This is a genomic window from Pseudomonas sp. P42 (assembly GCF_017973755.1).
Taxonomy (GTDB): domain Bacteria; phylum Pseudomonadota; class Gammaproteobacteria; order Pseudomonadales; family Pseudomonadaceae; genus Aquipseudomonas; species Aquipseudomonas iridis.
The window spans coordinates 249,058-261,961 of sequence record NZ_JACOPU010000004.1 but is presented as its reverse complement, the minus strand read 5'-3'; the positions used below and the strand labels follow the sequence as shown (position 1 = coordinate 261,961).

The 12,904-nt window shown below is 60.1% G+C and carries 11 protein-coding genes; 6 read left to right on the top strand and 5 right to left on the bottom strand.

Features of this window, described 5'->3' with window-relative positions; genetic code table 11:
- The first annotated feature begins 1 nt into the window (after position 1).
- The 3 genes from H8B20_RS14330 to H8B20_RS14320 all read left to right on the top strand — a co-directional run bounded on the left by H8B20_RS14330 (position 2) and on the right by H8B20_RS14320 (position 3,632).
- Positions 2-1,219, top strand: a complete 1,218-nt coding sequence (locus H8B20_RS14330; RefSeq protein WP_042559555.1) for a mandelate racemase/muconate lactonizing enzyme family protein — start codon at positions 2-4, stop codon at positions 1,217-1,219.
- Positions 1,220-1,293: 74 nt separating this feature from the next.
- Complete coding sequence (locus tag H8B20_RS14325) at positions 1,294-2,907, top strand: GMC family oxidoreductase (protein ID WP_210623586.1); 1,614 nt, start codon at positions 1,294-1,296, stop codon at positions 2,905-2,907.
- Between the two features lie 119 nt (positions 2,908-3,026).
- Positions 3,027-3,632, top strand: a complete 606-nt coding sequence (locus H8B20_RS14320) for a DUF6338 family protein (RefSeq protein ID WP_042559553.1) — start codon at positions 3,027-3,029, stop codon at positions 3,630-3,632.
- Between the two features lie 167 nt (positions 3,633-3,799).
- Here the strand turns inward: H8B20_RS14320 and H8B20_RS14315 are convergent, their stop codons facing one another.
- On the bottom strand, positions 3,800-4,684 hold the full coding sequence (locus H8B20_RS14315; protein WP_210623584.1) for a LysR substrate-binding domain-containing protein: 885 nt from the start codon (positions 4,682-4,684) through the stop codon (positions 3,800-3,802).
- 158 nt (positions 4,685-4,842) lie between these two features.
- Here H8B20_RS14315 and ydiJ point away from each other — a divergent pair, with 158 nt between their 5' ends.
- Positions 4,843-7,869, top strand: a complete 3,027-nt coding sequence (gene ydiJ / locus H8B20_RS14310; RefSeq protein WP_210623583.1) for a D-2-hydroxyglutarate dehydrogenase YdiJ — start codon at positions 4,843-4,845, stop codon at positions 7,867-7,869.
- Here ydiJ and H8B20_RS14305 read toward each other — a convergent pair.
- The 3 genes from H8B20_RS14305 to H8B20_RS14295 form a co-directional block, all read right to left on the bottom strand.
- Positions 7,802-8,491 carry a paraquat-inducible protein A gene (locus H8B20_RS14305; protein ID WP_210623581.1) on the bottom strand — a complete coding sequence of 230 codons (690 nt, stop codon included), beginning with the start codon at positions 8,489-8,491 and terminating at the stop codon, positions 7,802-7,804. The two genes, ydiJ and H8B20_RS14305, sit on opposite strands and share 68 nt — an antisense overlap.
- The gene (locus H8B20_RS14300) at positions 8,488-9,084 is read right to left on the bottom strand and encodes a paraquat-inducible protein A (RefSeq protein ID WP_042559549.1); all 597 of its coding nucleotides are present in this window, start codon (positions 9,082-9,084) and stop codon (positions 8,488-8,490) included. The genes H8B20_RS14305 and H8B20_RS14300 overlap by 4 nt, the downstream gene beginning before the upstream one ends.
- A 110-nt stretch (positions 9,085-9,194) precedes the next feature.
- Positions 9,195-10,586, bottom strand: coding sequence for an aldehyde dehydrogenase family protein (locus H8B20_RS14295; RefSeq protein WP_210623579.1), 1,392 nt, complete (start codon positions 10,584-10,586; stop codon positions 9,195-9,197).
- 104 nt (positions 10,587-10,690) lie between these two features.
- Between H8B20_RS14295 and ptrR the strand changes: the two genes are divergently transcribed.
- Positions 10,691-11,569, top strand: coding sequence for a putrescine utilization regulator PtrR (gene ptrR / locus H8B20_RS14290; RefSeq protein WP_210623928.1), 879 nt, complete (start codon positions 10,691-10,693; stop codon positions 11,567-11,569).
- Between the two features lie 95 nt (positions 11,570-11,664).
- Here ptrR and H8B20_RS14285 read toward each other — a convergent pair whose 3' ends face one another.
- Positions 11,665-12,303 carry a cysteine hydrolase family protein gene (locus H8B20_RS14285; protein ID WP_210623577.1) on the bottom strand — a complete coding sequence of 213 codons (639 nt, stop codon included), beginning with the start codon at positions 12,301-12,303 and terminating at the stop codon, positions 11,665-11,667.
- A gap of 99 nt (positions 12,304-12,402) precedes the next feature.
- Here H8B20_RS14285 and H8B20_RS14280 point away from each other — a divergent pair, with 99 nt between their 5' ends.
- Positions 12,403-12,903: a winged helix-turn-helix transcriptional regulator gene (locus tag H8B20_RS14280; RefSeq protein WP_210623576.1), complete on the top strand. Its 501-nt coding sequence runs from the start codon at positions 12,403-12,405 to the stop codon at positions 12,901-12,903.
- Position 12,904 lies beyond the last annotated feature (1 nt).

Genomic DNA, 12,904 nt, shown 5'->3' with positions numbered 1-12,904 from the left:
GATGAAAATCGTCGCCCTTGAAACCCATATCGTCGCTGTACCGCCACCGCACGTCGGCGGCATGTACTGGCTGTTCGTCAAGCTCAAGACCGACTGCGGCATTGAAGGCGTTGGCGAGATCTACGCCGCGACCTTCGGCCCCAAAGCCATGTTGCCAATCATCGAGGACGTGTTCGAACGCTACCTGCTCGATCAGGACCCGCACCACATCGAGCGCTTCTTCCGTCAGGCCTATTCCAGTGGCTTCACCCAGCGTCCCGACCTGACCATGATGGGTGTGGTCAGCGGTCTGGAGATGGCCTGCTGGGACATCATCGGCAAAGCGGCGAACAAGCCGGTTTACGAGTTGCTCGGCGGCAAGGTTAACGAGCGCCTGCGTTCCTACACCTATCTGTACCCGGTCAACAGCCGTGGCGAGTACGACTACGACGACCCGGACCTGGCCGCCGAGTGCGCCATCGACAACATGAACAAAGGCTTCACGGCGGTGAAATTCGACCCGGCCGGGCCCTACACCGCGTACTCCGGGCACCAGATTTCGCTGGAAGTGCTGGAACGCTGCGAAACCTTCTGCCGCAAGATCCGCGAGGCGGTGGGCAACAAATGCGACCTGCTGTTCGGCACCCATGGGCAGATGGTGCCGTCCTCGGCGATACGTCTGGCCAAGCGCCTGGAAAAATACGATCCGCTGTGGTTCGAAGAGCCGGTGCCGCCAGGGCAGGAAGAGGCCATGGCCCAGGTTGCGGCCAAGACCAGCATCCCGATTGCTACGGGCGAACGCCTGACCACCAAGTACGAATTCTTCAAGCTGTTGCAGGCCGGCGGTGCATCGATTCTGCAGATGAACGTCGCGCGTTGCGGCGGCCTGCTCGAAGCCAAGAAGATCGCCAGCATGGCCGAGGCCTATTACGCGCAAATTGCCCCGCATCTGTACAACGGGCCGATTGGTGCGGCGGCGAGTTTCCAGTTGGCGACGTGCACACCCAATTTTCTCATTCAGGAAAGCATCGGCACCTGGGGCGGTTTCCATGCCGAGGTGTTGACCAAGCCGTTGCAGTGGGAGGACGGCTACATCATTCCGTCCACCGAGCCGGGCCTGGGCGTGGAGCTGAACATGGACGTGGTGCGCAAGCATTCACCGTACACCGGCGAGCGCTTGCACCTGCAAATGGCCCCGACGCCTGTGGACGTCAAAGACACATCGCCGGCCAGAGGCTGACATCGCTTCTGATTGCCACGCCAACCCCAACAGGTTCGGCGAATTTTGGACAACGACTTACGCGGTAACCGTGCATGACATACGACTACATCATCGCTGGCGCAGGCGCCGCAGGCTGCGTGCTCGCCAACCGGCTCTCGGCCTCGGGCAAACACAGCGTGCTGCTGCTGGAGGCGGGCGGCAAGGACAGCTCTCTGTGGTTCAAGATCCCGGTCGGCTTCGCCAAAATGTATTACAACCCGACCTTCAACTGGATGTATTACAGCCAGCCACAGAAGCAATTGGGCAACCGCGAAATCTACGCGCCACGCGGCAAGGTGCAGGGTGGCTCGGGCTCGATCAACGCAATGATTTACGTGCGCGGGCAGGCCCATGATTTTGACGATTGGGCTGCCAATGGCAACGACGGCTGGGGCTTCAAGGACGTGCTGCCGTACTTCCGCAAACTGGAAAACCATCCGCTGGGCGACAGCGAATACCACGGTAGCAGCGGCCCGATCAGCATCACGCCGATGAAGGGCCAGACCCATCCGATTTGCGACGTGTTTCTTGAGGGCTGCGCCGAGCTCGGCTATCCGCGCAGCGATGATTTCAATGGCGCGAATTTCGAGGGTGCGGGCCTCTACGACGTCAACACCAAAAATGGCCAGCGCTGCTCCAGCAGCTTTGCGCATCTGCATCCGGCGCTGAAACGCCCGAACCTGACGGTCGAGCATTACGCGCTGGTGGACCGAGTCCTGTTCGACGAAACGAAGCGACGTGCGACGGGCATTTCGATTACCCAGCAGGGCGTGGCGCGAACCTTCACCGCACGCAAGGAAGTCATCCTCTGCGCAGGTGCTGTCGATACGCCGAAAATCCTCCAGTTGTCCGGCGTTGCCGATCGCGAACTGCTGGTCAGGCACCAGATTCCTCTGGTCAAACATCTGCCGGCGGTGGGCCAGAATCTGCAGGATCACCTGTGCGCCAGTTATTACTACAAGGCCAATATCCCGACGCTCAACGATGAACTGAGCTCGCTGTTCGGCCAGTTCAAACTCGGCGTGAAATACCTGCTGACGCGCAAGGGGGCGCTGGCCATGAGCGTTAATCAGGCGGGCGGTTTTTTCCGCGGCGAGGCGCATCAGCAGCACCCGAATCTGCAACTGTATTTCAACCCGTTGTCGTATCAGATTCCGAAAAACAACAAGGCCAGTCTCAAGCCGGAGCCGTACTCGGGCTTCCTGTTGTGCTTCAACCCGTGCCGGCCGACCAGTCGCGGACACATAGAGATCGCCTCGAAAAATCCGCGCGACGCAGCGCTGATCGATCCCAACTACCTGAGCACGCAAAAGGACATCGACGAGGTGATTCAGGGCAGTCGCCTGATGCGCAAAATCATGAACGCCCCGGCGCTCAAGAGCATCACAGTTGACGAAGTGTTACCGGGACCGGCGGTGGAGACGGTCGAGCAGATGTTGCAGTACTTCCGCGACAACTGCGGCTCGATCTACCACTTGTGCGGCTCTTGCGCGATGGGCGCGGACGAACAGACTTCGGTGGTCGACAAGCGTTTGAAGGTGCATGGTTTCGAGGGCTTGCGGATTGTCGATGCATCGATCTTTCCGAACGTGACGTCCGGCAATACCCATGCGGCGGTGCTGATGGTGGCGGAGAAGGGGGCGGATCTGATTTTGCAGGATGCGTAGGTTTCAGGTTTGGCGAAATTTGCTGTGACAGTTGCTCAGGAGGGAGTTTTCAGCGTGCGCTAGGCTTTGGAGTGCCGGCCGGTAATCGGGCCGGCATGTCGTTCAAGGAGCCACGGATCATGGATGATCTGGTCAAAGAAGTTATTCCTCTGTTGCAGTACCTGATTCCAGGATTTCTATCGACCTGGATTTTCTATTCCCTCACAGCGTTCAGACGGCCAGATACGTTTGGTCAGATTGTACAAGCGTTGATTTTTACTTTTGTAATTCATGGAGCGGTTACAGGAATTGGTGTGGCCTGTTTGTGGGTGGGCGCGAAGGGGTTTTCTGTAGGAAAGTGGAATGGAGAGGCTGAGGCCGTGTGGGCATTCTTTTCTTCGCTGCTGCTTGGATTGATGGCTTGTCGTTTGGCCACCAATGACAGATTGCATGGATGGTTGCGCAACAGAAACGTAACGAAACAATCTTCTTACCCCAGTGAATGGTTCAGCGCATTTGTTCAGTATGACCGCTTCATCACTCTGCATTTGATCGACGAAAGGCGCGTACTTGGCTGGCCGGTTGAGTGGCCACCGGAGTCAGCCAACGGGCAGTTTGTGATGCAGGACCCGCATTGGCTCGACGAGGATGGCAAGTCGGTGCCTTCTGGTGCCGAATATTTACTGATAGATTCGGCGAAAGTTAAATGGGTTGAGTTCAACCCCACATTAGAGGGTTCATCATGACCGCCAGAGCACCACAACCCATGCCAAAGGAGTACGAACGCCTTTTCAGGGGGGCAGATGGAAAACGGCTAGCGGAACCATTGATCAAAGGGCCGAGCGCGCCACCACCTCTGAAGCGCCAGCCATCCTTGGAAACGTGATGACTGCCCGGCTGTCATCGTGATGCTTCAAAGCGTCTCCACCAACCAGTCCCGGAACGCCTTCAACGACGGCAGCGCTTCATTGCGCGGCGGGTACACCAGGTAATAACTGCGTCGACTGGTAATCGGTTCGCCCAGTTGCAGCAATTCCCCATTCAGCAGTTCATCCTCGACCAGAATCCGCGGCACCAAACCCACGCCAATATTCGCCCGCACCGCCTGAATCAGATGCGCAGTCATTTCGAAGCTCGGGCCGATGCGCATGCTGCGATGCGGCAAGTCGTGCTGGCTGAACCATTCTGTCCACGCTTGAGCGTTGCTGCTGACGTTGAGTAGCAATTGCCCGGCGATGTGTTGCCCGGCGTCGTTGCGTTCGTCTTCGGACAGTTGCGTACTGGCGATGACCACCAGTTCCTCGGTATGCAAGGGCAGGGCGGTCAGCCCCGGCCACTCGCCACCACCCACACAAATCGCGGCGTCGATTTCACTGGTATCAAAATCGATGGCTTCGATGCGTGAGTGCAAGTGCACGGTCATGCCCGGGTGGGCGGTGTAGAAATCCTTGAGTCGCGGCAACAACCATTTCGAGCCGAAGGTCGGCAGCGTTGCCAGCCGCAGGCTATGGATGCCGGAGCCGAATGTCATGGCCTGCAAAGTGGCGCTACGGATCTGCCCGAGTGCCTCGGCGAGTTCGCGTTGATACATGCGCCCGACGTCGGTCAGGACTACTTGCCGGCCTTCGCGGCTGAACAGGCGCATGCCGAGCATCTTCTCGAGGATTTGCACCTGACGGCTGACCGCACTTTGCGTCAGCGACAGTTCATGGGCGGCGCGGGTGTAGCTTTCGTGGCGCGCGGCAGCCTCGAAGGCCAGCAATAACGACATGGAAGGCGTGAGCGTGCGCGGATTCATTCGTAAAAGTCATCAATAGCGGGTCGAATTTACGGTTGTCCCAGCGTTCGTCAGCAATGAATATGGGCAACATGAGATGGCGGAGCCTGACGCAATCATTCGTTGCGTACAACTGTTCACCGCCACACGGCCCGATTTTTACCGAGATTTCCTGACCGATGATTGCCCAGCTGTCGCCCGTAACCGCGCAAACCTCCCATTACCAGCAGTTCCTCAATGCGCTGAAGGCCAGCGGTTTTCGTGGTGAAATCAGCGCCGACTACGCCAGTCGCGTGGTGCTGGCCACTGACAACTCGATCTATCAGCGACTGCCGCAAGCTGCGGTGTTTCCCATGGACGCTGAGGATGTGGCCAAGGTCGCACGACTGATTGCCGACCCGAACTACCAACACGTGGTCATCACCCCGCGCGGCGGTGGCACCGGCACCAATGGCCAGTCGTTGACCGACGGCATCGTCGTCGACTTGTCGCGGCACATGAACCGTATTCTGGAGATCAACGTCGAGCAGCGTTGGGTGCGCGTGCAGGCCGGGGTGGTCAAGGATCAGCTCAACGCTGCGCTGAAATCAGCCGGGCTGTTTTTTGCCCCGGAGCTCTCTACCTCCAACCGCGCCACCGTCGGCGGCATGATCAACACCGACGCCAGCGGCCAAGGCAGTTGCACCTACGGTAAGACCCGCGATCACGTGCTGGAGCTCGATATGATCCTGCGCGGCGGCGAGCGTCTGCACGGTCAGCCGCTTGCGGAGAGCGAACTTCAGGCGCAGTGCGCCCGCGAAGATCGGATCGGCGAAGTCTATCGTTGTGCGCGGCAGATCATTGATGAGCAGGGTGCGCTGATCAAGGCGCGCTTTCCCGATCTCAACCGTTGTCTCACCGGTTACGACCTGGCGCACCTGCGCGAGGCGGACAATCGCTTCAACCTCAACAGCGTGCTGTGTGGCGCCGAAGGTTCGCTCGGCTTTGTGGTTGAGGCGAAGTTGAATGTTCTGCCGATCCCCAAACATACGATGCTGGTGAACATTCGCTACGCCGGGTTCATGGACGCGCTCCGTGATGCCCGGGCGCTGATGGCGCTTAAGCCGCTGTCGATTGAAACCGTCGACTCGAAAGTGCTGTTGCTGGCGATGCAGGACATTGTCTGGCACGGCGTTGCCGAGTATTTCCCACAAAGCCCCGAACGGCCGACGCTGGGGATCAACCTGGTGGAATTTTGCGGTGACGATGCCGAAGATCTGCAGCGCCGTGTCGAAGCGTTCGTTGAGCACTTGAGCAACGACCTTACCGTTGAGCGTCTGGGCCACACGCTGGCGGTAGGTCACGCGGCGGTGAACAAGGTTTACGGCATGCGCAAACGCGCCGTGGGCTTGCTCGGCAACGTTGCCGGTGAAGCGCGGCCGCAGCCGTTTGTCGAAGACACGGCGGTGCCACCGCAGCATCTTGCCGAGTACATCGCCGAGTTGCGCGATCTGCTCGACAGCCACGGTTTGCAGTACGGCATGTTCGGTCATGTCGATGCCGGGGTGCTGCACGTGCGGCCGATTCTCGACATGAAAGATCCGCAACAAGCGGCGCTGGTGCGGCCGGTGTCCGATGGCGTCGCCGCATTGACTCAACACTACGGCGGCCTGCTGTGGGGCGAGCACGGCAAGGGCCTGCGCTCGGAATATGCGCCCGCGTTTTTCGGTGAGCTGTACCCGGCGCTGCAAGCGCTGAAGGCCGCGTTTGACCCGTTCAACCAATTCAACCCGGGCAAAATCGCAACGGCCGCCAACACTGGCGCAGCACTGCTGAAGATCGATGAAGTGACCTTGCGTGGCGAACTGGATCGACAGATCGACGAGAAAGTCTGGCAGGACTACGGTGCAGCGATGCACTGCAATGGCAACGGCGCTTGTTACAACTTCGATCCTGATGACGCGATGTGCCCGTCGTGGAAGGCCACTCGTGAGCGCGCGCAGTCGCCCAAGGGCCGGGCGTCGTTGATCCGCGAATGGCTGCGATTGCAGGGTGAGGCGGGGGTTGATGTGCTGTCTGAGGCTATTCGTCGACCCGCGTTTTTCAGCACATTTTGGCAGCGCTGGCGCAACAGCCGCGCGCAAACGCCGGACTTCTCCCATGAGGTCTACGACGCCATGGCCGGTTGTCTGGCGTGCAAATCCTGCGCGGGCCAATGCCCGGTGAAGGTCAACGTGCCGGAATTTCGTTCGCGGTTCCTCGAGCTGTATCACAGCCGCTACCTGCGTCCGGCGCGGGATTATCTGATCGCGTCGCTTGAATACAGCATCCCCTACATGGCGCGGATTCCGGCGCTGTACAACGGTTTGATGGGCGCGTCGGTGGTTCGACAACTGCTGGAACGCCTGGGCGGCATGGTTGATGTACCGTTGCTGAGCCGTTTCGATTTTCACGCAGCAATGCGCCGTTGGCAGGTGCAGTCGGCGACGGTGCCGACCTTGTCTGCACTGACCCAGACGCAACGCGAGCGCAGCGTGGTGCTGGTGCAGGACGCGTTTACCCGCTACTTCGAAGCGCCGCTGTTGGCGGATCTGGTCGAGCTGATTTCGCGCCTTGGCTATCAGGTCTATCTGGCGCCGTTCAGTGCCAACGGCAAGCCGCTGCATGTGCAGGGTTTTCTGTCGGCGTTCAACCGCGCGGCTCTACGCAATGCGCGACAGTTGCGCGAACTGGCGGATGTCGGCGTGCCGCTGGTGGGGCTGGACCCGGCCATGACCCTGGTTTATCGCCAGGAATATCAGAAAGTCCCCGGTATGCAGGCATGCCCGGAGGTCGCGCTGCTGCAGGAGTGGCTGCTCGACGTGATACCGGAACAGGCACTAGAAGGCACCGCCGAGACCTTCCGTTTGCTGGCGCATTGCACGGAAAAAACCAATGCACCGGCCGCGACCCGGCAGTGGGAGCAAGTGTTCGCGCGCGTGGGATTGAAACTGACCACTCAGGCTACCGGCTGCTGCGGCATGTCCGGCACCTATGGCCACGAAGCGCGCAACCGCGACACTTCGGCAGTGATCTACGAACAGTCGTGGGCGCGCCAGATCGACGCGCCAGCGCAGAAAGGCGAAGCACTGGCCACCGGATATTCGTGCCGCAGCCAGGTCAAGCGCCAGTCGGATCGGGCAGTGCGCCATCCGTTGCAGGTGCTGCTTGAGAGGGTGCGTCGCTGAGCGTTTCGTCGTCCGGCGCGTTGTCCCAGATCAGTCGCGGGTCGAAGCTCATTGCCGAGAGCATGGTGAGCACCACCACCATGCCGAAAAACAGGATGCCCGAACGCGGTTCGATATCGCCCAGCGTCTGGAATTTCACCAGCGCCGCGACCAGGGCAACCACCAGTACGTCGAGCATCGACCAATAGCCGATCAACTCGACGAATCGAAACAGCTTCGAGCGCTCCCGCCGCGCCCAGCCACTGTCGCGCTGCACAGTGATCAGCAACAGCGTCAGGGCCCCGAACTTGACGCCCGGCACGGCAATACTGGCGATGAAGATGATCAGCGCGATATCCCACGCGCCGTGCTGCCAGAACTCCAGCACGCCGCTCATGATCGTGCTGTCGGCGCCGCTGCCCAGCATCGTGGTGTTCATCACCGGCAGCAAATTGGCCGGCACGTAAAACACCAGTGCGGCAAGCAGATAGGCCCAGGTGCGGGTGAGCGAATTGGTCTTGCGCCGATGCAGCGGAGCGTCGCAGCGCGGGCACTCATGCGGTTCGTCGGTCATGTCGCAGGCCAGGCCGCAACTGTGGCACAGGCACAGGTTCAGCTCGCTGGCGGTCGCTGGTCGCTTCATAAGATGTCCCAGAGTTCACGGATGTCGCGGCCGGCAATACGGATCATCATCAGGCTCAGCACGGCCAGGGCGAACAGGCCGATACCGGGCAGCACATCAAGCATCCCGGCCAGTTTGAACACGGCGACCATCGCCCCCAGTAAACACACTTCCAGCATGCTCCACGGGCGCAACGTTTCCAGCCAGCGCATACAGACCTTGAAGCCTGGCGCGCGTCGGGAGGAGAGGGCGAAACTCAGCACCCAGATCAGCAACACCAACTGGAACGCCGGGGCAATAATGATCGAGATTGCGGCCACCATCGCCATGAACGTGATCGGACCCTGGCTCAGGGCGACCACCGAATCCCACAGCGTCGCACTGTTTTTCAAGCCTTTGAGGCTGATGCTCATCACCGGATAGAAATTGGCGAACAGCCACAGCACCGCCGCCGTGAACGACAGGGCCAGACGCTGCTCAACGGTCAGTCCGTTGAAGCGTTCGAGCACCCCGCCGCAGCGTACGCACAGGGTTTTCTGGTGTTTGCCGAGCACGGCTTTTTCATACACACAATCGCAGTGCTCGCAGATGATCAGGCGTTCGGGGGCGATCATGAAAAGCGCTCGATATCGGGCCCCAAAAGCAGGGGGACCTGATCACTATAGAAGGCCCACGGCAATGGGCAACTTGCAGGGCATCGAGCGGCAGCATTTTCTGCAAATGATCAGCGGCGATCCAGCCACACCGTCTGCGCATTGCAGAACTCGCGAACGCCGAAGTGTGACAGCTCACGGCCAAACCCACTCTTCTTCACGCCACCGAAGGTCACGCGCGGGTCGCTGGCGGAATAACCGTTGATGAATACGCCGCCGGTTTCCAGCTCGCTGGTCAGTTGCTGCGCCAGATGCACATTGGCGGTGTAGATCGTAGCGGTCAGGCCGAATTCGCTGTCGTTGGCCAACGCGACGGCATGCGCGCAATCGCGGGCGGTGATGATCGAGGCGACCGGGCCGAACAGTTCCTGTTTGAACGAAGTCATGCGGTCGGTAACGTCGGCCAGCACGGTCGGTTCGTAGTAGTTGCCAGCCCCAGCGGTTTTGCCGCCGCCGAGCAACAGGGTCGCACCTTCCTCGAGGGTGTCGCGCACTTGCTGATCCAGTTCATCACGCAGATCAAAACGCGCCATCGGCCCGATGTAAGTGTCGGCAGACAGCGGATCGCCCACCTTCAGCTTGCGCGTTGCCTCAACGAATTTGCGGGTGAACGCTTCAACGACGCCTTCTTCGATGATCAGTCGTTTGGCCGCCGCGCAGACCTGACCGGAGTTCTGGTAGCGACCGATCACCGCGGCCTGAACGGCTTCGTCGAGATTGGCGTCATTGAGCACGATAAACGGATCAGATCCGCCCAACTCCAGCACGCATTTCTTCAGCGCGGCACCGGTCTGAGCGCCGATGGCCATGCCAGCGCGGACGCTGCCGGTCAGCGTAACGGCAGCAATGCGCGGGTCGGCGATGGCGCTGGAGACGCCTTCTGGAGTGACGTTGATCACTTCAAACACGCCGGGGGCAAAGCCTGCGCGGGTAAACGCATCGCGCAGCAAATAAGCGCTGCCCATCACGTTAGGCGCATGCTTGAGGACGTAGGTATTGCCGGCGATAAGCGCTGGAACGGCACCGCGCAGCACTTGCCAGATCGGGAAGTTCCACGGCATCACGGCGAGGATCGGGCCGAGTGGGCGGTATTCGATGCGCGCCTTGCCGCCTTCAACCTGAGTCGGTTCAGCATCGAGCATGGCCGGGCCATGTTCGGCGTACCACTCGCAGAGCTTGGCGCATTTTTCGATTTCACCGCGGGCCTGGGCAATGGGCTTGCCCATTTCCAGGGTGATCATGGTGGCCATGGCCTCAGCGGTTTCACGCAGCGCGCCGGCGAGGGCGGTCAGAGCGCGAGAGCGGTCTTGCAACGGCTTGCGTTTCCACTTGCCGAAGCCGAAGGCGGCGCGGGTCAGCGCGGCATTGAGGGCTTCTGCGGATTCAAACGCGTAGTGGCCGATCTGCTCGCCAGTGGCAGGGTTGATCGAAATGGCGTGGGTCTGGCTGGAAATCTGGCTCATGGCTTTCGTCCTGCGTGTTCAAAGGATGGAGCTAGAGTAGGGTGGCATTTGTGTTCTGGAAACTGAATAATAAAGATCGTTTCTTTCACGATTAGAGAATGACTATGGATCTGGTGCAGCTGGAAATCTTCAAAGCCGTGGCCGAACACGGCAGCATCAGCGCCGCCGCCGCGCAGATCCATCGCGTGCCGTCGAACCTGACCACGCGAATCAAACAGCTTGAGCAGGATCTGGGCGTCGATCTGTTTATTCGTGAAAAAAGCCGTTTGCGCCTGTCGCCGGCCGGTTGGAGTTTTCTTGAATACGCACGGCGCATTCTCGATCTGGTGCAAGAGGCGCGGGCCACGGTTGCCGGTGAAGAACCGCAGGGCGCGTTTCCTCTGGGTTCGCTGGAAAGTACCGCCGCAGTGCGCATCCCTGAACTGCTGGCGGCGTATAACCAGTTGCACCCGAAAGTCGATCTGGACCTGTCCACCGGTCCGTCCGGGACAATGATCGACGGCGTGCTATCCGGGCGTCTTGCCGCTGCATTTGTCGACGGCCCGGTGTTGCATCCGGCGCTGGAGGGCGTGCCGGCGTTTGAAGAAGAAATGGTCATCATCGCACCGCTCAACCACCCGCCAGTCCAGCGTGCGGCGGATGTGAACGGCGAGAGCATCTATGCGTTTCGCTCTAACTGCTCCTACCGTCACCACTTCGAAAAATGGTTCAGTACCGACGCCGCCGTGCCCGGCAAGATCTTCGAAATGGAGTCCTATCACGGCATGCTCGCTTGCGTCAGCGCCGGCGCAGGCCTGGCGCTGATGCCACGCAAAATGCTGCAAAGCATGCCCGGCAGCGCGACGGTGAGTGTCTGGCCGCTGGCGGCAGATTTTCGCTACCTGACCACTTGGCTGGTGTGGCGGCGGGGCACGGTGTCGCGCAGCTTGAGCATGTTTGTGCGCTTGCTTGAGGAGCGCGGTGTGGTGCGTGCAGAACAGTAATTGACACGGTGTGTGATTGTGGTTTTTGGCACAGGGTGTCGGTGATGGCCACGAAAGTTTCCACGCACACGACCCGTGTCAAACGCCGGATCGGCTCACTGCGCTGCACCGTGTGGGTTGAGGCTGGCGATCAGTTCGTCGGTGCTGGCGATGACATGGGCGAAGGTCGGGCCGTTGAGTTCGTGAGCGGCGTGCATCATTTCCGCTTTGAGCGCGGCAGTGGCATCTCGCACCAAAGTGACGTGATAGCCAAGTTCAGCAGCATAGCGGGCGGTGGCTTCGATGCAGGTGTTGGCCAGCAGACCGGCGATGATCACGTGGGTGATGCCTTTCTGTTTCAGGCGAAAATCCAGGTCGGTGTTGGCGAAACCACTGGAGCCCCAATGTTCTTGAACCACGATGTCGCCGTCCTGCGGCGCGAAGTCCGGATGCCATTCGCCACCCCATTCGCCACGGGCAAAATGGCGCATGTGCATGATCTTGCATTGGGTCGGGGTGGGGTGATCCCAGTTTTCGTAATCGCCTTTTTCCCAGCGATGATGGGGGACGATGACTACCGGAATCTGCAGGCCGCGCACCGCGCGGTCGAGTTTGCGCAGGTTGTCGAGTAAACCGTTCTGGTCGGCCATGGCTTTGATCAGTGGGAAGACCTTGCCGCCCTCCGAGAGAAAATCGTTGTACGGATCGACCAGCAAGTAAGCGGTTCTGTCCAGCGGGTAGCGAGGTGGCAACATGGCTGTTTGCTCCGGCAGAGAGTTTGAACAGTACGCAGGGCTCGTCCCGGCGTTATGTTAATATGATAATCATAGTAAACAGGAAAGAGGCAAGCGCTGATGGCAATAAATGATAGTCCGCCTGCTGACACGCTGTGCCCGGTGGCGCGGGCGGAGGCAATCGTAGGTGACCGCTGGACCGTACTGGTTTTGCGCGAGTTGTTTATGGGCAGCCATCGCTATGACGAGATCCTGGCGCAAACCGCTGGCACCCCGCAGATGGTCGCCGCCCGTCTGAAAAACCTCGAGGCGCACGGGCTGGTCGAGCGTCGTTTGTACAACGAGCGGCCGAAACGCTACGAGTACCACCTCACCGCGAAAGGCGAAGCGTTTTATCCGGTGGTGATTGCGTTGCGGGCGTGGGGAGAAACCTGGTGCAAGGCACCGGAAGAGGGAGTGGCAGTGAACATGAACCACAAAACCTGTCATCACGACGCAGGTTTGGGTCCGCTATGCGACCACTGCGGCGAACCTTTGCGGCGCGCAGACCTGATCAGCCAGCCGCGAGAAGCCTACGCCGCCGAACGGCAGGCGCGGCGTGAGGCGTTCAAGGCGAAATAGC